Below are 26,077 nucleotides of genomic sequence, written 5' to 3' on the forward strand. Positions count from 1 at the left end.
TGCAATTATTATAAGTAGATTTGCCAAGCAAAAAGCCACAATGCCAGGGGTAATCCTAGCAGAGAAATTATTAATTTTTTAGTTTATGTGGGCTGTTTTTTGTTAGTGATGGCTTTCATCCTGGGTTAATTGAAAAACGGCGATCGCACTCATATCTGCGATGAAGCAGCTAAATTGATGCTGTATAGCGATTATTTTTCAGTATATTTACAGACTGCCATTATTGTCATTCTGAGGCATAACTCACTCTTTGTGTTACTTCCTCAGCAATTTTACTAGATTAACAATCGGCTTTTAAAAATCAAAAAAATAATCTGGTAATTATACTATGTTTTTCTGTGTGGATAGTTGTAATTTTGTAGGGGTAACAGATGGACTAAAGGAAATTGAACTTATGGACTTCTTAAATAAACCTCAAGTCAATAACAGTTTATTAAATCAGTTACGGAATCAGCTTGATGTTTTAGAAATACGGGACGATAAACTTGCCAGATTATTATGTACAATCATTCCCTCTCATTGCCCGTTTGAGAGAAATATATCAATATTAGGACGGACGCTTTTTCGCATTCCACCTTTGTGCAAGTTAAATCCTCTTTATGAGCAAGTAGTTGGTCTGCGTTTTAAGTGTTTGATGTATCTAGCCGATGAATGTGGTGAAGATGTGACAAAATATTGTTAGACATAGCAGAGTAACGATATTTCAAACTCTGATGTTTTACAAGTTTGCAGTGAAATGATGAACTGGAATCAATATGATTATTTATTAGTACTCGATTTAGAAGCCACTTGTTGTGATCAAGGAACTATCAAACGGCATGAGATGGAAATCATCGAAATTGGAGCCGTTATGGTTGAGGCACAAAATTTAACAGTCATTGATGAGTTTCAAACGTTTATCAAGCCGGTGCGCTATCCAATACTCACAGATTTCTGTAAATCATTGACATCAATTACGCAGATATATGTTGATCAGGCTCCTGGATATCCTGAAGCGATCGCAATACTGCAAAAATGGTTATCTCATTATCCCAATGCTGTATTTGGTTCCTGGGGAGACTATGATCGTAACCAGTTTAAACAAGACAGCAAGTTTCACAATCTTCCCTTTCCTATCGCTTATCCTCATATAAATCTCAAACAGCATTTTAGTGAAAGTCAAAGCTTATCTAAGCGCTATGGTATGGCAGAAGCTTTGCAACTCGTAAATATAGAACTACAAGGAACACATCATCGTGGTATTGATGATGCGAGAAATATTGCTAAACTTTTGCCTTGGATTCTCAACAGACAAAAGTTGTAGTCAATTTACCGTTTTGATCATGGGTTGTCCTCAATAAATAGTGCTGAGTGCTGAAAATGATAAAAATCTCTCTTTAGATAGATGCTTATTTTTATTTACTAGATATCTCAAATAAAGAAAATTGTGCAGTTCTCAAAAACAGCTTGTGTGCAAAGTGACAGGCTGTTGTTTGATTTTTTTAATTAAGTCTTTAAGCAAATATATTTCATTCTCAAACCGGATGAATACAAAATCGATAATTAATGATTCGGTTAAGAAAAAAATAGTTTTTATTTGCGATCAGTCAGCGAATACTTAGGTAGTCGAGCATAAGAATGATGCAGCTCGTCAAGTTAAGCATACAATTGGGTGATTAATTTAAAATTTTCTTAAATTATCTTGTCTGATGAATCAATGCAATTTATTCAAGAGTGATTAAATTTATCAGCAACCGGATATGTTGATAAAATCTCTCGACTGATTTTTGTTAAACAGACATTAGATGAAATTCAAATTTTATTTTAGAAGTTTGGGGTAACAAATCCTCAACATCAGAGGTTTATAGCCATTTTAAACATCTCAATTATATTTATTAATCAATATGCGATTTAATGTTTGAATTGCCGGAGAAATTTGTAGGCGATCGCCTCTTGCAAGCTAAATTAAACAAACAATAAAAATTTATCTAAAATTAATATATTAAATAGTATTTATACTTATAAGGATTTAATACGGAAATAGGCTATATATTCCGCTTTACCAAAACTATAGAGATGATTCTATAAGCTGATTAGAGAGATTTGGAAGATTTTCAACTCTAAATCACTGCGTTTTTCCGGGAATTAAGGTAACAAATTTCCGCAACGTTTCTGCCGAAAAAAGTTTGGTAACTATCTACCATCAAATCGAATCTATGAAGCTACATCACAAACTTTATCTCTACACATCTCTAGCTAACTTTCGCTTGCTCAAGAAAAGTTATACAGCCAAAATCATGTCAGTAGCCTTTTTAGGTACTCATGTACCTTTGCTGACTTTACTATTCTGTTTCGTTACATCTAATTCTTATTCTTGGGAGATGATAATACGAGTATTGCTGATTGCTTTATTCGCAACACTCATCGGTACAGCTGCTACACTTTATGCACTGCACTATCTTTTAGCTCCAGTTATTTTAACTTCGGCTGCATTGCAAGATTATTTTCATACTAAAAAATTACCAGAACTCCCTACAGAATATGCAGATGAAGCAGGTACATTAATGGCAGATACCTCGCAAACTCTGCATAAATTAGATGAATTGATTCATCAGATTAGTAATTATGACAATTTAACTGGATTACCAAATCGGGATTTATTTAGCGATCGCCTTTATCAGAACATCTCGCAATCACAGAATCAGCAGCAGATGGTAGCTGTGCTGTTGCTGGGCATTGATGATTTTACAGGTATCAGTCATGGGTTGGAGCATGAAAAATCTAATTTGCTTTTAAGAGCAGTTGCCCAGCGTTTAACCAATTGTATAGGTCAAACAGATATCCTCGCCCATTTGAGCCAAGATGAATTTGCGATCGCACACATCGAGATACTTTCCTTTGAGAGTGTGATCAAACTCTCACAGTTACTTCTGGGTACAATATCCAAACCTTTCTTTATCGATGGGCAGCAGATTCACATTACCGCCAGTATTGGCATCACAATTAATAATTTAGGCGATCGTAATTATGTCGATCAACTACTGCAACAGGCTCACATCGCACTTTACCAAGCAAAACAACAAGGGCGCAGTCAACATCGCTTCTACTCCCCAGAAATTAACGCGCGGTTGCAAGAGAGATTGACCATAGAAAACGAGTTACGCGGGGCTTTAGATCGGGGAGAAATGGTAGTTTATTATCAACCCCTCATTGATTTACAGACTAGACAAATAACCGCAGTGGAAGCACTGGTACGTTGGCAACATCCGACACGGGGCTTGATTTCTCCAGCCCAATTTATCCCCATTGCCGAAGACAATGGTTTAATCATCTCCATTGGAGAATGGGTATTACGTACTGCTTGCGCCCAAAATCGCGCTTGGCAATTAGCGGGAATGGAACCAATACGGATGTCAGTCAACCTCTCAGCCCGACAGTTTGAAAAACCAAACTTAGTAGAGGTTATCAAACAAGTTCTACAAGAAACAGAATTGTCAGCATCATACTTAGAATTAGAAGTAACTGAAAGCTTCTTGATGGGCGATGTGCAGCGCTCTGTCACAACCCTCAAGCAATTACGGGAACTAGGTTTATGGTTAGCCTTAGATGACTTCGGCACCGGCTATTCTTCCTTAAACTACTTGAATCAGTTCCCTGTAAATATGCTTAAAATAGACCGGTCATTCGTTCAAAATATTACAGTAGCTTCCGATGGTGGCGCGGTTACAGATGCCATTATTGCCTTAGCCAAAAGCCTCCAGTTGAAAATTACCGCTGAAGGGGTAGAGACTCAAGAACAATTGGAGTATTTAGAACAGCGTGGCTGTCAAGAAGGTCAAGGATATTATTTTGGTATCCCAGCACCCGCACAGAGAATTACGGAACTGCTTAAGCGCAATTCTCAGCAGCTAGAACATCTAATTGCATGAAACTCATACCAGTTTAAATTTTGGATTGATGGATTGCTGTCTGCGACTAGGTTCTATCAATCCATTTTTTCTATATTTTTCACAGTGCAATAAGACTAAAACTCATACCCTGCATCCGGTTAAGCGGTTTAATACCGAATTCATCATGCACACTCTACAGAATTTGACCACCGTAAATCCTGGTGTTAAAAATGATGAATTATTTTCGGTGCATTTTGCCATTATGACTAAGGTTCAAAGATTAGCACACAAGATGTTGCAGTGCCAGGAAGAATCGGTCAGGTTTGCTGTGACACTCATACCTACCGATAACTCCCGTTTAGAAAAACTAGCTCAATTGATGGGCTACACTAAAAGCGCCTTCTGTAGTGAACTAATTACGGCTGCTTTAGATGACATGGAGGAGGTAATAGATACTCCTGACTCTCACATTGATAAATTTCTTCCTTCGGCTGAGGAATATGCTGAAGCTTTTACTGCTATTGAAGCCAGTCTGACGGTAGGACACCGAGCTATGTTAGTAGCTCATTACCATTTTCCTAATCGGACTACGACAACCACTGAATTAGCGAAGGCAGCTAGTTATGACCATTACGGTGCTGTTAACCTGCAATATGCAAGGCTTGGCTATTTGCTGGCAAAATACTTAAATTGCTCTTTGCCAACTCATGCCGATGGTTCACCATTTCCAACGGCACTCTTGGTTGAGTGGAGTTTTGAGGATGTCTGGTACTGTACGTTGCATCCACAAGTAGCCGAAGCATTAGAAATGGTGGGATTAGTAGTTTGGCAAAGATAAGCCTGATTTAGGAGTGCTTTCATATCTGCACCTGGGAAATCACACTCGCGGCAATGATGTTTGCAATCAATAAAAAAATCCCCCAGTGGTGGCAGCCGCCGGGGGAATTAGTTATCAGGGTGCATCTACCAATTAATTGTTCTTTCTGCGATCGCCTCTAACCGGATAAAATTTTCCTATTGTGGGAATCAAGCAAAAAAAATCCCCCAGTCGGTGTAAACCAGCTAGGGGAATTAGTTATCAGGGTGCATCTACCAATTAATTGTTCTTTCTGCGATCGCCTCTAACCGGATAAAATTTTCCTATTGTGGGAATCAAGCAAAAAAAATCCCCCAGTCGGTGTAAACCAGCTAGGGGAATTAGTTATCAGGGTGCATCTACCAATTAATTGTTCTTTCTGCGATCGCCTCTAACCGGATAAAATTTTCCTATTGTGGGAATCAAGCAAAAAAAATCCCCCAGTCGGTGTAAACCAGCTAGGGGAATTAGTTATCAGGGTGCATCTACCAATTAATTGTTCTTTCTGCGATCGCCTCTAACCGGATAAAATTTTCCTATTGTGGGAATCAAGACAAAAAAAAATCCCCCAGTCGGTGTAAACCAGCTAGGGGAATTAGTTATCAGGGTGCATCTACCAATTAATTGTTCTTTCTGCGATCGCCCTTAACCGGATAAAATTTTCCTATTGTGGGAATCAAGCAAAAAAAATCCCCCAGTTGGTGTAAACCAGCTAGGGGAATTAGTTATCAGGGTGCATCTACCAATTAATTGTTCTGTTTGCGATCGCCTCTAACCGGATAAAATTTTCCTATTGTGGGAATCAAGCAAAAAAAATCCCCCAGTCGGTGTAAACCAGCTAGGGGAATTAGTTATCAGGGTGCATCTACCAATTAATTGTTCTTTCTGCGATCGCCTCTAACCGGATAAAATTTTCCTATTGTGGGAATCAAGCAAAAAAAAATCCCCCAGTCGGTGTAAACCAGCTAGGGGAATTAGTTATCAGGGTGCATCTACCAATTAATTGTTCTTTCTGCGATCGCCTCTAACCGGATAAAATTTTCCTATTGTGGGAATCAAGCAAAAAAAATCCCCCAGTCGGTGTAAACCAGCTAGGGGAATTAGTTATCAGGGTGCATCTACCAATTAATTGTTCTTTCTGCGATCGCCTCTAACCGGATAAAATTTTCCTATTGTGGGAATCAAGCAAAAAAAATCCCCCAGTCGGTGTAAACCAGCTAGGGGAATTAGTTATCAGGGTGCATCTACCAATTAATTGTTCTTTCTGCGATCGCCTCTAACCGGATAAAATTATTGCCATTAGATAATTGGGGGATAATTTACTCACGCAGAGGCGCAAAGGCGTAGAGAGTATCAGGCGTTTAGTATTTCAGTACGTCAATTTTCATACCAATCAAGCAAAAAAAATCCCCCAGTCGGTGTTAACCAGCTAGGGGGAGTTGAAGATCAAGGTGCATCTACCAATAAAGTTTTCTCGACAGATGCTAATCAATCCGGATAAAGTTATCATGCTTAGTTCATAAATATGATTAGCTTGATACTTGGTCACGCTGTGATGTAATTTATCTAGTATTCTCTACGCCCTTGCAATGTGATTAATTTAAGTTTTTTGTCTTTGCCTAGGTGGAGACCATGCCTTTAGGCAGCTTTATTTAATTAATTCAAATTTTGAGTTTATGCAATTATCCAGACTTTCAAAGACTGGTATTAGTATAAAATTTTTATCTATATAATTAAAATTATTTTTTATTCGGTTATTACCACTAGTTATACAAAGATTTATACATAAAAAAATATACTAAATTGTCGTTGCAACTACATAAATGAAAATCAATATTTTTCAATTTTACACAATAGATAAGTCGTTAGATAGAATTAAATATAAGGTGCTGATGAGAGAAAAATGTTCATAAGTTTGTGCCTTTTACCTTGTAATTAAAAGTTCTTGAAGCGATTGGGTATCCTCGAAGTTTAAACTGGGTAAACATGATGATGATAATAGATTGGCTGGCTGTTTGGGGCGTAACTCAAGCTGTCGGGTTTACTTTTAAACCGATTTTTGAGGAATTAGCAAAAGACGTAGTAAAAGACTGGGCTAAAGATTTATTAAAATGTATACCAAAGAACATTTTGCAGCAACTTAAAAAGGAGGATATTGAAATTGCTGCTGGTAAAGCATTAAAAGAATTTTTAGAATTAATGCAGCAAGAATTAGAAGATGCAGACATAGAAGAGCTAAAACTTAAACAGTATACTAAAATTTTAAAGAACTTTATTAGCAATCAATTGATCAGAGAAATTCTGGGTTCTGCTTTTCAAGCAGACTATCAAACTTTAGATTATCAGGTACTTTCTCGTACTTGGTATGAAATGAATTTACCGATGTTACCTCAAAAATTTGAGTGGGAAAGACTCACCAAAAGATATATAAAAAAAGTAAAAGCAATTATTCGAGAATCTGATAAATTGCGCGCTCTATTAGATAGTCAAAATTTAGATGAAGTAAATAAAAATCTACAGAAAATAGTTGGAGTTACCACAGATTTTGATTTACATAGATATCAAGAAGGACTCTATGAGCGTTACGGAAATCTCAAGTTAGATAGTTTAGATACTACTGGGTATGCTTATAATGAATTGAAGTTATGGCGGATGTTTATTGCCCAGAATGTCCGGGAAGTTCACCAAGTTTTACCCCAAGTACATGAATTACCCAAAGAACATTTCAAAAAACTCAGAGATGCTAATCAAATAGAAGCAGAAATTTTACTAGAAGAGTTAGAAGGCTATCGCAGAGTTTATTTTGAACAACCAATAGTTTCAGTTTTAGATATTATTAATAATCCAGTTTATAAATATATCGTTATTTTAGGTGATCCAGGTTCAGGAAAATCAACATTATTGCAGTTTTTAGCCCTGAATTGGGCAGAAACACCATTAAATAACATAATTTCTCAACCTATTCCTTTATTAATAGAGTTACGCACTTATATTAGAAGAAGAGAAAATAATGAGTGTAGTAATTTCTTAGAGTTTTTTCATAAATGTAGTGGCATAATTCATCATCTCAATCAAGATCAACTACACGAACATTTAAAAACTGGCAATGCGTTAGTGATGTTTGATGGTTTAGATGAAGTTTTTGAACTCGGAAAGCGAGAAGATGTAATTACAGATATTCATCGCTTTACCAATGTCTATCCTAATGTACGAGTAATTGTCACTTCTCGCGTGATTGGCTATAAACCACAAAGATTGCGAGATGCTGAATTTCGTCATTTTATGTTGCAAGATTTAGAAGCAGAACAGATTCAAGATTTTATCATTCGCTGGCATGAGTTAACGTTTCATGATGAAGAAGATAAATTACGTAAACGTGAGCGTTTACACAGAGCCATTGATACTTCAAAATCTATCGCAGAATTGGCAGGAAATCCGCTTTTATTAACGATGATGGCAATTCTCAATCGTAACCAAGAATTACCACGAGATAGAGCCACACTTTATGAACAAGCATCACGGGTGCTGCTACATCAATGGGATGTAGAACGCGCTTTAGTAGAAGATTCCCGCCTCGACCCAAAAACTATTGACTATAAAGATAAACAAGCAATGTTGCGTCAAGTTGCATATCACATGCAAACTAGTGCTAAAGGTTTGACTGGTAATTTAATTAGTGTTCATGATTTAGAAAAAATTCTGATTCGGTATTTAAAAAATATTGAATTTGAACACCCGACTAAAGTGGCGAGAGTGATGATTAATCAATTGAGGACTCGCAATTTTATGTTATGTTTTTTAGGCGCAGATTATTATGCTTTTGTACACCGCACTTTTTTAGAATATTTTTGTGCTTGGGAGTTTGTTTGGCAATTTAAAGAAACACAAACACTTTCGATTAAAGAATTAAATAATGAAGTTTTTGCCAAGCATTGGCGCTATGAAACTTGGCATGAAGTTTTGCGCCTGATTACGGGGATGATTGAGCCGCGGTTTGTTTGTGAAATTCTGGAATATTTAATGGCACAGAATGGGGAAGCAGAAAAGTTTATCAATCTTTTTTTAGCTGCTAAGTGTTTGGCAGAAGTCCGTAATCGCTTGTTAGTAACAACAACAGCAAATAAATTACTGAATCGACTGAAGGATTTAACTAAATATGACCTTGGTTATTATTACCAACCTTATCGAGATGAAGAAGAAACTAAATTAGTTCAAGAAATTCGCACTAAAGCTGTAACATCTGTAGCTACTACTTGGAAAGATGATGCTGATACTTTAGTTTGGTTAAAACAACTGGCTAATGCTGATGAACATGAAGACGTGCGACGGACATCAGTGCAAGAATTGGCGAGAAGTTTTCGAGATCATGTTGAGACTTTGGTCTGGCTAAAACAACGGGCGATCGCCGATAATGATTGGACGGTACGTCAAGTAGCACTGCAAGAATTAGCGAGGAATTTCAAAGATGATTTAGAAATTCTCCCGCTGCTGCAACAACGCGCCACCAACGACGAGAATGAATATGTGCGCCAAGCCGCAGTCCAAGAATTAGCCAGAGGTTTTAAAGACAAATCTGATATTTTAGATTGGCTAAAACAGCGTGTGACTGCGGATAATTCTGGGACAGTGCGACAAGTAGCCGTGCAAGAATTAGCGCGAGGCTTTAAAGATGACTTAGACACTCTTGTTTGGTTAAAACAACGCACCACCGATAATGACTGGACAGTGCGCCAAGTTGCAGTGCAAGAATTAGCCAGGGGTTTCAAAGATGATCTTGATACTCTTTTTATCCTGAAACAATGCGCTATCACAGATGAGAACGAATATGTGCGCCAAGCTGCTGTGCAAGAATTAGCCAGGGTTTTTAAAGACGATGCTGATACTCTATTCATCCTGCAACAATGCGCCACATCTGATAAATATTCGGGTGTGCGACAAACCGCCGTTGAGGAATTGGCGAGGGGTTTCAAAGAAGAACCAGAAATTTTGCCTTGGCTAAAACAACGTACTAGTGCTGATAATGATCAGTATGTGCGCCGCGCTGCGATGCAAGAATTAGCTAGGGGATTTAAAGATGATCCTGATACTCTCTTGATTTTGCAACAACTTGCGATCGCTGATCAATATTCCGATGTGCGCCGCGCCGCCGTGCAAGAATTAGCTAGGGGATTCAAAAATTCCCCCGATACTTTGCTGATTTTAAAACAACGCGCCACAACAGACGATAATGAATATGTCCGCCGCACCGCATTGCAAGAACTCGCCAAGAATTTCACAAATGACCCTGATATTCTCCCTATCCTGAAAAAACACGCGACATCAGATAAATATGCAGATGTGCGACAAATGGCTGTGCAAGAATTAGCCAGAAGATTCAAAAATGACCCTGAGACTCTCATCATTCTCAAAAAACGCGCCACTGTAGATAAATCATCTAATGTGCGACAAATGGCTGTGCAAGAGTTAGCCAGAGGTTTCAAAGACCAATTTGATTTGTTTGAAGTGTTTTACACCTGTGCTATTAATGACCCCTTTACACGGGAATATAGCTTTCAAGATAACCCGCGCCAAGTTGCACTAGAAGCAATTACCGAACAATATCCCCACTATCCGCAAACATTACCATTGTTAAGCGATCGCGCCGCCAATGACCCAGATGAGCAAGTGCGGGAATTGGCTAAGAAAAAGTTAGCAGAATTAGGCTAAAAATTTTGGTGATCACCTGTTACACATTTAACTTGCATAAGATACTCAATTTTCTTTTGTGCAGATCACCTGACTTTGCTCTGTTTACATTTCTTTATAAACAACCTCTTATAATATATTATGAAAGCAAATTACAGCGGTTTTCGCACTGTTGAGGTACATTCCTCTAGCCTCTGTTCCCTATCGTACTTGTAGTCATAACTTATTAGCCAAGGAATGAAACTATCAAATCTTGAACCCCAAACAATTGATCGAATTATTGAAATGGCCTGGGAAGATAGAACCCCATTTGAGGCAATTGAGGCACAGTTTGGACTGCAAGAAAAACAGGTAATTGCCTTAATGCGTCAGCAAATGAAACCATCTAGTTTTCGGATGTGGCGAGAAAGAGTCACTAAACGCAAAACTAAACATTTAAATAAACGAGAGTTTGTTGCTGGCCGATTTAAATCACAAAATCAAAAATCATGAATCTAACAGTCCGATAGGACTCCTATTTCAAACAAATCTGTTCCCACTCTTCACGAATAAGTTTGTAAATTAAATAAAATTGCTATATGAACCACGATATGGTCATTTTTTTGCTGAGTGCTGGTCTGCTGATTATATATTTGATTTTCTCAGCCTTAACTGAGATGGGTACAAAGTTCCCTGGGAAGAAATGAGCGATCGCTAAGTCTACCCGATAAACTGGAAGCAATACTCTTATTCAATTACTTCTTCAACCTTAAAAATTTGTCCTGCTACTGTTACTTGGTCACTGGAGACTAATTTCCGACCGCGACGGGTTTCAACTGTACCATTGACTTTAACATCACCATTAATAATCATCAGTTTGGCTTGTCCGCCAGTTCCGGCGATACCTAGCAACTTTAAAAACTGGTCGAGTTTAATCATTTTGCGGCTTCTTGAATGTAGTTCACACTGCACATCAACTTTATCTTAGACAATTAGTTCCCGCAGCGTGTTCGACACGGCGACAAGTTGCATTTGTCGTGAGATCATCATGATCCAGCATATATAGCAGGAGGCAGGAGGCAAAAGGCGGAAGGCAAGAGGCGGAAGGCAAAAGGCAGGAGGAAAAGTCTTACTATTCCTGGTATTCAAGCTTTCAATTTGTCCTAATCATATCTGACTACCGCTATATATGCAATGGATGTGGCAAATTGACGAAATAGGGTGAGCGATGGCATACCATAGCAGCCTGCATACATTATTGAAAAATATTATTTACAGTGCCTTACTAGATTTCGCACTTATTTTTTTTATTCATGCAGCAAAGACACAAACAGTTGAAAAAATATACTAATAAGGATAAAGTATAATCTTGAAACTTACTGCTCATATCAGCCGACAAATCCAGCTATTCTGAAAATATACCTTGCTCCAATGCTTGATAAGTTTATAACTATTATCAATTAAGATATTGAACTTGCAAATGTCACAGAAGGCACAGCCAGCTTACCTAAATGACTATATTTTTCAACTAACTACAAGATAATGACAAGAGCAACCACCGCATCACCCAGAAACTGGAATCCACCCAAAATATCGCCATTAGCGGGTTTGATTCTGGGCATACTTATCCTGCTAACTTGCTTGGTCTACAGTGTCACATTAGGCGCAGCAGAAATACCAATAAACAAAGTTTTGGCATCATTTATCACCTTTGATGGTTCTTATGAACATCTAGTGATTCAGACGGTGAGATTACCGCGATCGCTCGTTGCACTACTGGTAGGATCAGCCTTGGCAGTCTCCGGCGCATTAATGCAAGGTTTGACACGCAACCCCTTAGCAGATCCAGGGATTTTAGGGATTGAGTCAGGGGCAGCATTAGCTGTAGTTGCCACAATTTTTGTGTTTGGTAGCTCCTCCTTGAGTGTGTTAACCACTGTGGCCTTTTTGGGTGCAGGAGTCACAGCGATGTTAGTCTACTTCCTTGGTTCTTTGGGAAAGGGAGGAGCTACACCATTGAATATCACTGTAGCAGGGGCGGCGATCACGGCTCTGATTTCTTCCCTCACCACAGCTATTCTCATCGTCAGTCAACGCACCTTAGAAGAAATTAGATTTTGGTTGGCTGGTTCTTTAGCTGGACGGGATTTCAACATCTTACTATCAGCATTGCCTTTTGTTGTTGTTGGCTTAGTAATTGCCTTTGCCCTTGGTAGACAAATTACTACCATGAGTCTCGGTGAAGATGTGGCTAAAGGCTTGGGTCAACAGACAGCTTGGGTAAAAATTACAACTGCAATCAGCGTTGTTTTATTGGCGGGAAGTTCCGTATCTCTAGCTGGGCCAATCGGCTTTATTGGCTTAGTTGTTCCCCATACCGTGAGATTTTTCATCAAAGCTGATTACCGTTGGATTTTGCCATACTCCGCAGTAATGGGTGCAACTTTACTTTTGGTTGCAGATGTCGCTGGGCGTATCTTACTCAAACCCCAAGAATTACCCGTGGGAATAATGACAGCACTGGTTGGTGCGCCCTTTTTTGTCTACTTGGCTAAATCAAAGGTAAAAAAATGAAGGTTGATTGGTTAGTCATCCGTTCCGAGACGATATCTTTTCGCATAGATAGACGTGTACCACCAATACTGCTATGTTTGGCAGTGGCTATTGTGGTAGCAATGGTGATGAATTTAGGCCGGGGTGAATATCCTATTTCGCCCTTAGATATCATCAAAACTGTGTTGGGTATAGATACAGGCAACCCAGATCATGCTTTTGTAATTTATAATCTGCGTCTACCGCGTACCCTTGTTGCTTTCATGGTGGGAATGGCGCTGGCCGTTTCTGGGACTATCTTTCAAGGCATCACACGCAACCCATTAGCCGATCCCGGCATTATTGGCATCAATGCGGGAGCAAGTCTAGCAGCCGTTACAGTAATTGTCTTATTTCCCTTAGCACCCATTTACACTTTGCCTGTATCAGCCTTTGTCGGTGCTTTGTTGATGGCTGGTTTAATTTACTCCTTGGCTTGGAACGATGGAAGTTCACCTATTTTGTTCATTTTAATGGGCGTGGGTTTGTCTGCGATCGCCAGTGCTTTTACCAGCCTATTAATTACCTTTGGCGATATTTATAGCGTTAGTGATGCTTTGGTATGGTTAGCGGGTAGTGTTTACGGACGCACCTGGGAACAAGTTTTTTCCTTCTTACCTTGGTTAACCATTTTTGTCCCGATGGCGTTGACATTAGCCAGACATTTGAACGCCTTAAATTTGGGAGATGATGTTGCCAAAGGTTTAGGTACTCGTGTGGAATGGCAACGAGGTTTGCTGGTGCTAGTGGGGGTCGCCTTAGCAGGTGCAGGAGTTGCCACAGCCGGAATGATTGGTTTTGTAGGATTAATTGCACCCCATTTGGGCAGACAGTTAGTAGGTACAAATCATGAAGGCTTGATCCCTACCTCTGCACTGTTAGGAGGAATGCTTGTTGTCGCGGCAGACTTCTTAGGAAGAACCTTGTTTGCACCTATCGAAATTCCCTGTGGGGTGGTGACTGCGGCTATCGGCGCGCCTTATTTTCTGTATTTGTTAATTCGTAATCGCAATAAATAGTCAACAATCAAAATGGTATCAACGATGAAAGGATTATCAACCAAAGGTCTGTCTTTAGCTTACGATGGTGCGCCAATTATTCGGGATTTAAATTTAGCAATTCCCACGGGACAAATTAGTGCTTTAGTGGGTGCAAATGGTTGTGGTAAATCAACATTATTACGAGGTCTAGCTAGACTGCTCAAACCCTATGGTGGTACAGTCTATCTTGATGGGCAATCTATCTTTAATCTTTCTACTAAGGACGTAGCCAAGCAATTAGGGATCTTACCGCAAGGGCCAGTTGCACCAGAAGGATTAACAGTCAGAGACTTGGTAGCACAAGGACGTTATCCTTATCAAAATTGGTTGCAGCAGTGGTCAGAAAAAGATGAAAAAATTGTCCAACAGGCACTAGAGATTACAAGTTTGTTAGAGTTGGACGAAAGAGGATTAGATACTTTATCCGGCGGACAACGACAACGTGCTTGGATTGCAATGGCATTAGCACAAGATACAGATATTTTACTATTAGATGAACCGACTACTTTTTTAGATTTGGCACATCAGATAGAAGTTTTAGATTTGTTATATGAATTGAACCAGCATCAAGGCAGAACCATTGTCATGGTGCTGCATGATTTAAATCAAGCTTGTCGTTATGCAGATTATTTAGTTGCTGTCAAACAAGGCAGAATTTTTACTGCTGGAGAACCAAAGCAGGTAATGACTGAAGAGATGGTGCAAGAAGTTTTTGGCTTAGAGTGTCGTGTTGTTCCTGACCCAGTTGTGGGGACACCGATGTGTGTACCAATAGGACGCAAGGGAAGAGTAAAAATAACTTAATTCTTTAATATCAACTATGCCTATCTCCATCTCCAGCCAAGTCTTCGACGAACTACTGAATCAGGGGAAGGTTGAGAGTTCCCAACATCCAGACCCCAATGATCAGTTAGATGTGATGTACAATTACCCAAAGCTATTGGGACAAGGCTACTGGCGGGAAATCAGGCTGCGTGAGGGTTTAGATTTGTGCATTGGTGATTTGAGCTTGAGCGATCGCATAATTTTTGAACACCCAGAAACCGAACATTCACTACATTACCACTTCCATTTTTCCGGGGGACACAAGGATAAATATACATCCATAAGTGGCGGACAGTATATTTTCCACGGCAGTGGTTTAACTCCTAAAATTAGATCCGAAACTTATCATGAACAGCCATTCCTTGAAGTGGAATTTACATTCGAGCCTGAGTTGCTGCGTTCCTTTGCTGGCGATAGTGAAGGGCAATTACCAAAAGAGTTACAGCATTTAATTAGACCGGATGATCAGCTAAAATACCATCGCTGTGGCACAGCTACCTTACCCATGCAGAGAATCGCACAGCAAATTTTGCATTGTCCTTATCGGGGTATTGCCAAACGGATGTACTTAGAAGGGAAAGTGCTGGAATTGATGGGAATCCTTATAGGGCAAGAGGTGAAGATTTGTGACGGTAAAAGCAATATTCAGCCTCTGCAAGCAGATGTGGTAGACAGAATTCACCTCGCCAGGGAAATTATATTGCAACGGTTAGACAATCCACTATCTTTAAACGAATTAGCGCGACGAGTTGGTTTAAATGAATGCACCCTCAAACGTGGCTTTCGTTCTTGTTTTGGGACAACCGTATTTGGGTATCTGCGTCACTACAAACTTGAGCAAGCACGACAACTACTAGAAGCAGGAGAGATGCAAATTACCGAAATTGCTCAGGCAATGGGTTACAACAGCCGCAGTCCCTTTGCAGCAGCATTCCGCAAACAATTTGGCATGAACCCCAAGGAATACCAAAAATTGCGAAAAAATTCCGTTTAGCTATCGAAAAAATTCCGCCTACCTATCGGATTAGTCTTCTGCCATACCCAGTTTAACGGTATCTTGTTGAAACTAATTATTATTAACGGTGTGAGTAGTGGTGTCAAATTATTGCTGGTTAAAGGTGTTGATGCTTAGTTCCTTTTGGGGATTGCTTGTCTTGCCATCTGTAGCGGAAACTAATTTAAACCGCACTAATTCTGATGCAAATATATATCCTGTAGCAACTGCGGCTACAAATCTACACGAAGTTGAGCATCCAGCGACTACGGTTAAACAGTGGCTTTCCCAAGGAATAATTCAGGTAACGGGTGTCAAGTTAAGGCAAACAGACAAGGAACTGGAAGTAATTTTAGATAGTACAGGTTCAGATAAGTTGCAGCCTGTAAGTAAAAGTGAGGGAAATAACTTTATTGCTGATATTCCCAATACTCAGTTAAGTTTGCCGTCTGGTGGTGAATTCCGCCAAGAAAATCCTGCTAGTGGCATCACGGCAGTGACTCTAAGTAATCTCAATGCTAATACTATCAGGTTAACAGTCACAGGTGCAGCCAGTCCTCCCAAAGTAGAGCTATTTGATAGTGATGAGGGTTTAATTTTTGGTGTGGCGACAACACCACAGCCACCGGAAACAGAACAGCCAACGAGTGAGACACCACCAGAAGCGCCAACAGCACAACAGGATGAGCCGATTGAGTTGGTAGTGACGGGTGAGGAAGATGGTTATCGCGTGTCGAATACATCAACTGGGACAAAAACTGATACACCTTTGCGTGACATTCCCCAATCAATTCAGGTAATACCACAGGAAGTATTGCGCGACCAACAGGTGACTCGCTTAGAAGATGCACTCAGAAATGTTGCTGGTGTTAATCAGAGTTTTAACTTTGGCCCATTGGCTTTTTATAGCATTCGCGGATTTGATGTGACAGAGACGAATCTTCTGAGAGATGGACTCATTGATACATTGGCTGGACAAGTGAGTGAACTTTCCAGTATTGAGCGAGTCGAAGTTCTCAAAGGCCCGGCATCAGTTCTATTTGGTTTGGGTAATCCCGGAGGAAGCATCAACCTCGTATCTAAACGTCCTTTACCCGACCCTTTTTATGCTGTTGAGGCAACTATTGGCAGCTATAGTTATTATCGAGGTGCGGTTGATTTATCGGGGCCGCTAAATGAGTCAAAAACAGTGTTATATCGTCTCAATTTAGCCTACAGAAATTCAGGTAGTTTTGTTGATTTCTTTAATGGTGAAAGCTTCAATATATCGCCTGTGATCAGTGTGGCACTTGGGGAGAAAACTAACCTAACTTTGGAGGCAGAATACATCACAACAAGAGATACGATCGCATCTGGCGTACCTGTGATTGGTAGTGTATTACCTAACCCAAACGGGAAAGTGTCCCGTAATCTCAACCTTTTTGAACCTTCTGATAGTTTTGAGCAAACAATTATCAGGCTTGGATACCGGTTAGACCATAAGTTTAGCGAAAATTGGTCGATAAACAATGCGTTTAGATTTGTATTTCGCGATCTCTTTCAACGCCGTACCGATTCTAATGGTTTAGAAGCAGATAATCGAACTTGGAGGCGATCGGCATCAGAAGGATCTTCTGAAAATAGAAATTATGCAATGACGACCAATCTAATCGGTAAATTTGCCACAGGTTCAATTCAGCATCAGCTATTATTTGGATTAGATTTAAATCGTTTTGATAACTTCAATCCACCAATTGATGAATTTGAAGCAGCATCAATTGATATCTTCAATCCTGTTTATGGCCAACCGCGAGGAGTACAAGTCCCTTCTTCCTTTGCAGTTCGACAGCAGACGAACTCATTAGGAATTTATCTGCAAGACCAAGTTTCCCTGACAGATAACTTGAAGGTTTTATTGGGTGGGCGGTTTGACGTGATTGATCGAAAATATGAAGATTTAATTAATAATACAGAAAGCAGTGGGACAGATAGTGCATTTAGTCCTCGCTTTGGTATTGTCTATCAACCCATCCCCGCTATCTCACTTTATACCAGTTACACAAGTTCATTTACTCCACCAGGCGGCTCATACTTTTTTGGCGTTGACTCTTCCTTTGAGCCAGAACGCGGTAATCAGTATGAGATTGGGGTAAAAGCAGATTTGAACGATCGCCTTTCAGCAACATTAGCATTATTTGATTTAACCCGTACCAATGTCACGACAGAAGATCCCAACAGACCAAACTTTTCTATCCAAGTAGGTGAGCAAAATAGCCAAGGGGTTGAACTGAATCTAGCGGGTGAAATTTTACCAGGATGGAATATTTTCGCAGGCTATGCTTATATCGATGCCCGCATTACGAAAGATAATACTTTGACCCCTGGAAACCGATTGTCAAATAGCGCCAATCATTCTTTTAACTTGTGGACAAGCTACGAAATTCAAAAAGGTAACTTACAAGGGTTAGGGGCGGGAATAGGCTTGTTTTTTGTAGGCGATCGCGCTAATTTTGACAATACTTACGATGTCCCTAGCTATTTGCGGACTGATGCCTCTATTTTCTACAAACAAGATCGATTTAGAGCCACACTCAACTTCAAAAATCTATTTGACGTAGACTATTTTGAAAGTTCACTAGGTAATCGTGTTTATTATGGACAACCTTTTACAGTGCAAGGCACAGTTTCCTGGCAGTTATAACCATCGAGATCATCATGCGACATTTGTTTTACTGGCTAATATTAGGCATCTTGGGATTTACTCTGCTTACAGCTTGCAATCATCATACATCTCACAATACATCCTCTTTACCTAAACAACAAACCGCAGAATGTCGCATGGTTAAACACACAATGGGTGAAACTTGTGTTCCCCTCCACCCCCAGCGTGTGGTTACATTATCCTTATCTACTTTAGGTAATACACTAGCATTGGGTGTTATACCCATCGGTGCAACTAACGAAGTACAAACAGAAAAAAAATCCTTGACATATCTTAAAGATAAAACCAAAGGAATCAAATTCTTGGGAATTTCTCAACCAAATTTAGAAGCAACGTTACTACTCAAACCGGATGTAATTATCGGTTTAGATTGGTTCAAGCCAATTTATCCTTTATTATCCCAAATTGCTCCTACAGTGTTGGATAAAAGTGATTATACAAACTGGCAAAAACATCTGAGTTTTGTAGCTGAAGTATTAGGCAAACAAAAAAATGAAAAAGCACTTTGGCAACACTACTTTCAGCGCATAGAAAAACTCAAATCTGTAATAGGCTATCGCTATCAAAATAAAAAAATATCTTTTATCTACGTTGGGCGCAATCAAATACACATTGATGCCAGAAATTCCTATGCTGGTTCTATTATTAACGATGCTAATTTACAGCGTCCATCCTCACAAAATATTGATGCACCTTATGGCGCATTTCCTGTTTCCCTAGAAGAATTAGCTAAGGCAGACGGTGATGTTTTATTTGTGACAAGTTTTTCCATTAATGGTGATGAATTTTTGAAAAAACAACAACAAGAACCACTTTGGCAGAAGCTTAAAGCTGTTCAAGAAAATCACGTTTATTATGTTGATTTTATGTCATGGGCTGCGTCAAATATGTTAGGAACAGATGCAGTCATTGATGACTTATTTAAATATCTTGTTAATGTTCCTTAATATAGCTGTTCTAAATAACTCATAAGAAAATACTTGTATATAGTGATATTATTTCTCAATAAATGCTGATGCGATCGGGGGCAATAAATGTCAGAAAATGAACCGAATGCAATCTTCTTCGCCCTATTATCGGCATTTTTTGCAGCCTTGACGACTATATTTGCCAAGATTGGAGTCGAAGCAATTAACTCCAACTTAGCAACTGCAATCCGCACGGTAGTAATTCTCATTATGATTTGGGGTTGGGTGATCGCAAAAAGACAACTAGATACACTATTGACAATTAGCCCTAAAACCTTGTTATTTCTCGTCTTCTCTGGGTTATCAACTGGTTTATCTTGGTTATTTTACTTTCGCGCTTTACAAGTCGGGAAAGCTTCTTTAGTCGCACCTTTGGATAAATCGAGTTTGCTCTTGGTGCTGATTTTTTCGCTACTTTTTCTTAAGGAACCGCTAACGCTGCAAGTGATATTGGGAACTGGCTTGATTTTAACTGGTACACTTGTTTTGATTCGTTGACAGTCAAATTGCATCAGATATCCTAGACTGCGATCGCCTCACTATTTTTACCTAATTTAATGAGATAATTTCTTAATTAGGGGATAAATTAGACTTGAGCAGAATATGACTATCACCATTTCCCAACAAGCTTACAACGAATTGTGGAACGAGATGCGGACTAATGGAACTAGTCACTATCCTGATCCTAGTGATCAGTTTGATGTGATGCACAAGTATCCGCAGCCATTGGGAAAGGGTTACTGGAGGGAAATTCAACTCAGGGAAGGTTTTAATTTGACCATTTCTGACTATAGAGTGTGCGATCGCCTGATGATAGAATTCTCCGATCTGGATACAACCGGCATAGAGTATCACTTTCATCTGTCTGGACAAACTCAGTGTCGGCAAACTTTTCTGGAAGGTGGAAGATATGGTGTCTACGGTAGAGGTATAGAAAAAGAATCACTAGGTGATATTTCCACCAAACAGCCTTTCTTGGAAGTGATTATCGAAATGTTGCCTGAAACACTGCACTCTATGGCTGGTCATCCAGATGGGGAAATACCAAGAGAATTACAGCATTTGGTCGGAACATCTGCACAACCATGCTACTGTCGTGATGGTATTGCCACACCAGCTATGCAAACTGTCGCCAAGCAAATTATCCACTGTCCTTATCGGGGAATCGCCAAGCGGGTTTATCTGGAAGGTAAAGCTTTAGAGTTGATGGGAATGTTGTTAGCTGTGGAAATGGAAATTCAAGAGAGTAATAGCAATCCTCATCCATTAACAGGCGATTTAGTAGACAGAATTTATTATGCTAGGGATATTTTGCAGCAAAGATTAGAGAATCCACCTAGTCTCAGAGAGTTGGCAAGGCTGGTAGGGTTAAATGAATGTACTCTCAAACAGGGTTTTCGTGAGGTGTTTGGTACAACAGTATTTGGTTTTCTCCACGGTTATTGCATGGAACAAGCATGGCAAATGCTGCAAACTGGGACATGGAAAGTTGGAGAAGTTGCCAATATGGTCGGTTACAATGATTTGACTGCCTTTGGGAGAGCCTTTCGGAAAAAGTTTGGCATCCGTCCACGGGATTGTATGAAAAAGTTTTCCGTTTGAGCCTTCGTGGTTTTCCCAGAGAATTTACGAGTGATCTGCAATCGCTTCTAACCAAACTAGTAAATCTGCCATACTAGCAAAATCAAGCAAAGCTTCACCCAAATTTTCTAATTGCTCTAAACAAAGGGATTCAACACAAAGGGATTCAACTTGCGATACCTTCGGTAAGCTTCGCTAACGCACCTCTGGCGGTAATTCTCCCACACGACGAGATAATAAACGCAAAACGAGAGATTTTTCCCCCTTTTCCCGTCCTCTTTGTTCTCCAGCTTCGCTAATTTCTCTATAAACCCGTGTTTCTTGGAGTGTAATTCCTAACATTTCCTCTACCTCCCGTTGACTCTTACCTTCAAACTTATAAACCATGATCGTCGTCAATAAATCTATGATGGCACGATTTTCTGGTTGAGGTGTTTCCTGCTGACTTCTTGCTAGTAGATACCTTGCTTCCTCGGTGGTTCTTTCTTCCTCTAGCATCGTCAACGCCATTAACGCAACCCACACTGGTAAAGAACGAATATCTCCCAACTCATCCAAATATATCCGATGTACCTGGGGACTATTAAGTTGACTTAGATAAGGACTTATATCACTCTGTTCTAAGTTGCGGGATGGGTATATTATCACTATTTGTAAATTGCTAAACCTGTCACGGTTGCGGTAAAAGTACAGATAGGATTTAGCAAATACACGCTCGTACAGTCTTTCATCCTTCTGACATTGCACCTCACAGAAATACACCATACCCGGACTTTGATTTTGTGGTGGTAGGAAGCGAAAAGTTTGTGGGGAAGGTTTCCTTCCACAAAACTTTTCAAGACAACGCCATCGATTTCAAATTTAGGTTCTTTGACTGCGACTGAATCAAATCTGTATTCACTTGCATTACTTGGTGTATTTGTCAATAATTCAAACAGTAAAGTTGGCGATTGTTGAAAAAGCTTATAAAATATCGAATCTCGACGCATGAAATATTTGCTGCGATCGGCGCAATCATCAAAGACTTACCATTGATGATCTTACCCCTCAAGATCGCTATCTTTTGTAGTGATACCCAACATTATGAAGTAGTGCTTCGGTCGCTGTAAGCATTGCGTAGCGAATCTCCTAGAGTATCGCTTCTAAACCAACAGAGCAAATCTGGGAGAGCTTTTCGGAAAAAGTTTAGCATCCGTCCACAGGATTGTTTAAAAAAAAATTTCCGTTTGAGCCGAATAAAAATTCCGTTTAAGCAGAATTATCTCTATCTTCACCTTGATAGTTTTCCCTAAGCTAATCAGGAAAAGTTTTTATTAAGCTTTAAGGTGTGGGAGTGATGGTGAATTTTTTACAACTGCGGCTGTCGCTATTGCTGACAGGTGTATTTTTTCTTCTAGGAATGCAAGCAACATGGGCAAAAGATGCTAATTCTTTTGGCAACTCTCAAATTTTGGTACAGTCACCAACACCTACATCAGAAATTATCGCGATCGCGGGAGTAAAAGCAACTCCCACCCAAAATGGTGTAGAGGTAATTTTAGAGACACCCCTTGGAGAACAACTACAAATTACAAATCGCAGTACTGGTAATAATTTCATTGCAGACATTCCTAATGCTCAATTACGTTTACCTAACGGCAATACTTTCAACTTCCGTTCAGAAAAACCAAATGCGGGAATTATTGAAATAACAGTTATCAATATTGACACTAATACTGTGCGGGTGACAGTAGTAGGTGAAACAAGTTTACCAACAGTTGAATTATTTGATGACAATACAGGGCTGGTTTTTGGGATAAATTCTAGTGCAACCGCGATGCAGCCACCACAGCAGCCGGAAACGCCACCAGTAGAAGAAATACCAGAAACTCAGACACCGCAAGAAGAACCAGCAGCGCAGCAAGATGATGCGATTGAGTTGGTAGTGACAGGAGAACAAGATGGATATCGTGTACCAGATGCTACCACTGGAAGTAGGCTTGATATTCCACTAATAGAAACACCTGCATCAATTGGCGTAATTACAGAGGAATTCATTGAGGATAAAGCACCCCGACGAGTAGAAGACTTAGCTCCTTACATTAGCGGGGTTACAGCAGGGAATGATGGACAGGGTGGACTCTTCACTGACTTTCAAATTCGTGGATTTAGTACAGGTAGCCAAGTTTATATCAATGGGTTACGAGATAATTACCGTTCTTTAATCAGAGACTTTGCTAATATTGAACGTCTAGAAATTTTGAAAGGTTTCTCTTCGTTACTTTATGGCACAGGTTCACCCGGTGGAGTAGTTAACTATATTACAAAGAAGCCCCAAGCTACGCCCAGTTATAAATTTTCAGCCGATATAGGCAGCTTTAATTTTTATCGCAGTGAAGTTGATTTAACAGGGCCGTTAACTGACGACAAAAATGTACTTTATCGCCTGATTTTGGCCTTTCAAGATTCAGATTATTTTGTAGACAACGTTGAAGATAATCGCATTTTTGTGGCTCCCTCAGTAACGTTATCAACGGGCGAAGGCGGTTCTTTAACAATTGAAGGGGAGTATTACCGACAAGATAAAGACTTTAATACTGGAGCAAAATTTTTTAATGGTGAGTTTTTCTATGACCGCAGTTATACAGATCTCCGCAATAGCCAAATCTACAATCACTATCGGATTGCAGCTTACTTAGATCAGCCAATTAGTAAGGATTGGTCGCTTAACCTCAGCGGTCAGTACTTTAATACACAAAGAGAAGCTAATCCGATCTTTGTCGCACTTGGTTTTGAGGGTGATACTCTAACACGTTTCTACCGAACAATTTTTGATGACTATAATCAATACAATCTTCGAGGTGAAATCAGAGGTAACTTCAATATTGGAGAGACAGAACATAAGTTATTAGCAGGCGTTGAATACAATAAATACAGTTCAAGGTTCAATGGTGTTAATGCTGGTTTTTTTGGTAGTATTGACGTTGCTAACCCTACTTTTGATGTTCCTATCCCCACCGGACTTACTAATAGCACAGTTGATTTTAGTGACAGCAATTGGGGCGTTTACATTCAAGATTTCATAAAACTTGGGCAATTTCGTTTACTGGCAGGTTTGCGCTACGGCGGATTTGAGTATATAAGTGGTGGCGTACCTGCACAAGATGACAATTACATTTCTCCAAGCATCGGGTTAGTTTATAGTCTGACAGATTCAGCTTCAATTTATGCTAGCTTTAGTCAATCGACAGAGCCACAATTTGGTTTACTTTCAGACGGTGGTTTTCCTGACGCCAGAAAAGCTACTCAATATGAAGTTGGTACTAAAGTAAATCTGTTAAATGATAGAGTGAGTATCACGGCTGCACTGTTTCAGTTGGAACAAACAAACATTGCAGAAACAGATCCCAGCAACCCTGATTTCAGCATCCTTGTAGGCGATATTCGTAGCCGTGGATTTGAATTGGACGTTACAGGAAAAGTAACCGAGAATTTTAGCTTGATTGCAGCTTACACCTACCTAGATTCAGAAGTTACCAAAAGTGTTGTCCCTGGACAAGAAGGTAACCGCCCGATTAATACTCCAGAACACAGCGTGGGGCTTTATGGTAAGTACGACTTTACTGGAGGTTCGCTAAAAGGGTTGAGTTTAGGTACTGGTTTAGTTTATGTGGGTGAAAGAGAAGGAGATAACGAAAATAGTTTTGAGCTTCCTGGCTATGTGCGAGTCGATTTAGGTGCTGCTTACAAAGTTAATAACCTGACCTTTAGATTAGGTATTGAAAACCTCTTTGATATTCGTTATGCTTCCGGTTCAAACAATTCAGCAAATATTTCTCAAGGTTCACCTTTTGCCGTGACTGGTTCAGTGTCAGTGCAGTTTTAATTTAGGTTTTATCTAAGAGATAATTTTGCGGACATCTTGAGAAGTTGACTGAAGCATGAAAAGAGTGACAATACGCTATTGGATACGTTGTTTAGTATTAATGTTTTTGATTATTGGGCTGATTACAGCTTGTAGTCATCACACAGTTAAAAACACAGTTTCTCCTACTAATTTGGCAAGTAAAGATTGCCGCGTCGTTCAACACACAATGGGAGAAACCTGTGTTCCTATAAACCCACAGCGTATTGTCACTTTTTCTTTACCGACTTTAGGTAATGCAATTGCCTTGGGAGTTAAGCCCCTGGGAAGTACCTATGTTGATATGCTGGATGAACATACATATCTAAAAAGTAAAGTTAAAGGTATCAATTCATTAGGAATTTCCTCACCTAATTTAGAAAAGATTTTACTGATTAAGCCCGATATTATTATAGGTTGGAATGCGGAAAGACAATTTTATCCTCTCCTTTCGCAAATTGCGCCGACTGTATTATTTAATTGGCAAAATAAAACTTGGCGAGACTTATTTGATTTTGTAACTCAGGTCTTAGGAAAAGAAGAGGCTGCACAGCAAGCTTGGGAACATTATCATCAACGAGTTGAAAAACTCAAAGCAGCTTTGGGCGATCGCTATAAAAACAAAGAAATTTCTCTCGTATTTTTAGCTCCTGGTGTGATATTTAGTGAAACTAAAAACTCCTTTCCTGATTTTATTCTTCAAGATGTAGGTTTGCAACGTCCCCAAGCCCAAAATGCGATCGCACCTTCTGCACAACTGTATTTTTCTCTAGAAGAATTAGAGAAGGCTGATGGTGATGTGATGTTTGTGGGAACCTTGACTGATGATAGCCAAAATTTTCTGGAGGAACTCAAACAAAAACCACTCTGGAAACATCTTCGAGCAGTTCAACAAAATCATGTTTACCCGATCAATTACTTGACTTGGAGAGGAGGAAATTTACTTGCGGCTGACGCAGTGATTGATGACTTATATAAATACTTAGTCAACACCCAATAATCAGGTTCAATTAGTTTTGCTATTAGATAGATCAGAAATGGAGAAGATGAGATTAGCGATCGCAACACAGCAAACATAGACGATATCACAGACATTGTATGATC

17 protein-coding genes and 1 pseudogene are annotated in these 26,077 nt (G+C 39.6%); 16 read left to right on the forward strand and 2 right to left on the reverse strand.

Annotated features, from left to right (window positions below):
* The first annotated feature begins 394 nt into the window (after window positions 1–394).
* The 6 genes from NOS7107_RS21095 to NOS7107_RS21120 all read left to right on the forward strand — a co-directional run bounded on the left by NOS7107_RS21095 (window position 395) and on the right by NOS7107_RS21120 (window position 10,902).
* Entirely contained in the window at window positions 395–682 is a 288-nt protein-coding gene (locus NOS7107_RS21095) for a Mo-dependent nitrogenase C-terminal domain-containing protein (RefSeq protein ID WP_044501028.1), read from the forward strand.
* A gap of 54 nt (window positions 683–736) precedes the next feature.
* Window positions 737–1,303, forward strand: coding sequence for a 3'-5' exonuclease (locus tag NOS7107_RS21100; protein ID WP_015114980.1), 567 nt, complete (start codon window positions 737–739; stop codon window positions 1,301–1,303).
* 892 nt (window positions 1,304–2,195) lie between these two features.
* The gene (locus NOS7107_RS21105; RefSeq protein ID WP_015114981.1) at window positions 2,196–3,908 is read left to right on the forward strand and encodes a bifunctional diguanylate cyclase/phosphodiesterase; all 1,713 of its coding nucleotides are present in this window, start codon (window positions 2,196–2,198) and stop codon (window positions 3,906–3,908) included.
* 145 nt (window positions 3,909–4,053) lie between these two features.
* Complete coding sequence (locus NOS7107_RS21110) at window positions 4,054–4,707, forward strand: hypothetical protein (protein WP_253274468.1); 654 nt, start codon at window positions 4,054–4,056, stop codon at window positions 4,705–4,707.
* 2,010 nt (window positions 4,708–6,717) lie between these two features.
* Window positions 6,718–10,431 (forward strand): HEAT repeat domain-containing protein, encoded by a 3,714-nt coding sequence (locus NOS7107_RS21115; protein WP_015114983.1) that lies wholly within the window; start codon window positions 6,718–6,720, stop codon window positions 10,429–10,431.
* 216 nt (window positions 10,432–10,647) lie between these two features.
* Window positions 10,648–10,902 carry a TIGR03643 family protein gene (locus NOS7107_RS21120; RefSeq protein ID WP_015114984.1) on the forward strand — a complete coding sequence of 85 codons (255 nt, stop codon included), beginning with the start codon at window positions 10,648–10,650 and terminating at the stop codon, window positions 10,900–10,902.
* Between the two features lie 234 nt (window positions 10,903–11,136).
* On the opposite strand, the gene NOS7107_RS21125 is transcribed toward NOS7107_RS21120, so the two are convergent.
* Window positions 11,137–11,328, reverse strand: a complete 192-nt coding sequence (locus NOS7107_RS21125) for an RNA-binding S4 domain-containing protein (protein ID WP_015114985.1) — start codon at window positions 11,326–11,328, stop codon at window positions 11,137–11,139.
* Between the two features lie 603 nt (window positions 11,329–11,931).
* On the opposite strand from NOS7107_RS21125, the gene NOS7107_RS21130 reads away from it, so the two are divergent.
* From NOS7107_RS21130 to NOS7107_RS21165, 8 genes are all read left to right on the forward strand, one after another.
* Complete coding sequence (locus tag NOS7107_RS21130; RefSeq protein ID WP_015114986.1) at window positions 11,932–12,963, forward strand: iron ABC transporter permease; 1,032 nt, start codon at window positions 11,932–11,934, stop codon at window positions 12,961–12,963.
* The gene (locus tag NOS7107_RS21135; RefSeq protein WP_015114987.1) at window positions 12,960–14,000 is read left to right on the forward strand and encodes an iron ABC transporter permease; all 1,041 of its coding nucleotides are present in this window, start codon (window positions 12,960–12,962) and stop codon (window positions 13,998–14,000) included. The genes NOS7107_RS21130 and NOS7107_RS21135 overlap by 4 nt, the downstream gene beginning before the upstream one ends.
* 24 nt (window positions 14,001–14,024) lie before the next feature.
* The gene (locus tag NOS7107_RS21140; RefSeq protein WP_044500209.1) at window positions 14,025–14,825 is read left to right on the forward strand and encodes an ABC transporter ATP-binding protein; all 801 of its coding nucleotides are present in this window, start codon (window positions 14,025–14,027) and stop codon (window positions 14,823–14,825) included.
* Window positions 14,826–14,841: 16 nt separating this feature from the next.
* Window positions 14,842–15,840 carry an AraC family transcriptional regulator gene (locus tag NOS7107_RS21145; RefSeq protein WP_015114989.1) on the forward strand — a complete coding sequence of 333 codons (999 nt, stop codon included), beginning with the start codon at window positions 14,842–14,844 and terminating at the stop codon, window positions 15,838–15,840.
* 130 nt (window positions 15,841–15,970) lie between these two features.
* Window positions 15,971–18,520 (forward strand): TonB-dependent siderophore receptor, encoded by a 2,550-nt coding sequence (locus NOS7107_RS21150; RefSeq protein ID WP_015114990.1) that lies wholly within the window; start codon window positions 15,971–15,973, stop codon window positions 18,518–18,520.
* Between the two features lie 14 nt (window positions 18,521–18,534).
* A complete protein-coding gene (locus tag NOS7107_RS21155; protein WP_015114991.1) occupies window positions 18,535–19,488 on the forward strand; it encodes an iron-siderophore ABC transporter substrate-binding protein in 954 nt (317 codons plus the stop codon).
* A gap of 87 nt (window positions 19,489–19,575) precedes the next feature.
* Window positions 19,576–20,007, forward strand: a complete 432-nt coding sequence (locus tag NOS7107_RS21160; protein ID WP_015114992.1) for an EamA family transporter — start codon at window positions 19,576–19,578, stop codon at window positions 20,005–20,007.
* A 105-nt stretch (window positions 20,008–20,112) separates the two neighbouring features.
* The gene (locus NOS7107_RS21165) at window positions 20,113–21,111 is read left to right on the forward strand and encodes an AraC family transcriptional regulator (RefSeq protein WP_015114993.1); all 999 of its coding nucleotides are present in this window, start codon (window positions 20,113–20,115) and stop codon (window positions 21,109–21,111) included.
* Window positions 21,112–21,135: 24 nt separating this feature from the next.
* Here the strand turns inward: NOS7107_RS21165 and NOS7107_RS21170 are convergent.
* A pseudogene (locus NOS7107_RS21170) lies at window positions 21,136–22,079 on the reverse strand (DUF2887 domain-containing protein).
* A 347-nt stretch (window positions 22,080–22,426) separates the two neighbouring features.
* Here NOS7107_RS21170 and NOS7107_RS21175 point away from each other — a divergent pair.
* Both NOS7107_RS21175 and NOS7107_RS21180 read left to right on the forward strand, forming a co-directional pair.
* Window positions 22,427–24,955 carry a TonB-dependent siderophore receptor gene (locus tag NOS7107_RS21175; RefSeq protein ID WP_015114994.1) on the forward strand — a complete coding sequence of 843 codons (2,529 nt, stop codon included), beginning with the start codon at window positions 22,427–22,429 and terminating at the stop codon, window positions 24,953–24,955.
* A gap of 64 nt (window positions 24,956–25,019) precedes the next feature.
* A complete protein-coding gene (locus tag NOS7107_RS21180) occupies window positions 25,020–25,973 on the forward strand; it encodes an ABC transporter substrate-binding protein (RefSeq protein ID WP_253274469.1) in 954 nt (317 codons plus the stop codon).
* The last annotated feature ends 104 nt before the right edge of the window (window positions 25,974–26,077 follow it).

This window comes from Nostoc sp. PCC 7107, from assembly GCF_000316625.1.
GTDB lineage: Bacteria > Cyanobacteriota > Cyanobacteriia > Cyanobacteriales > Nostocaceae > Nostoc_B.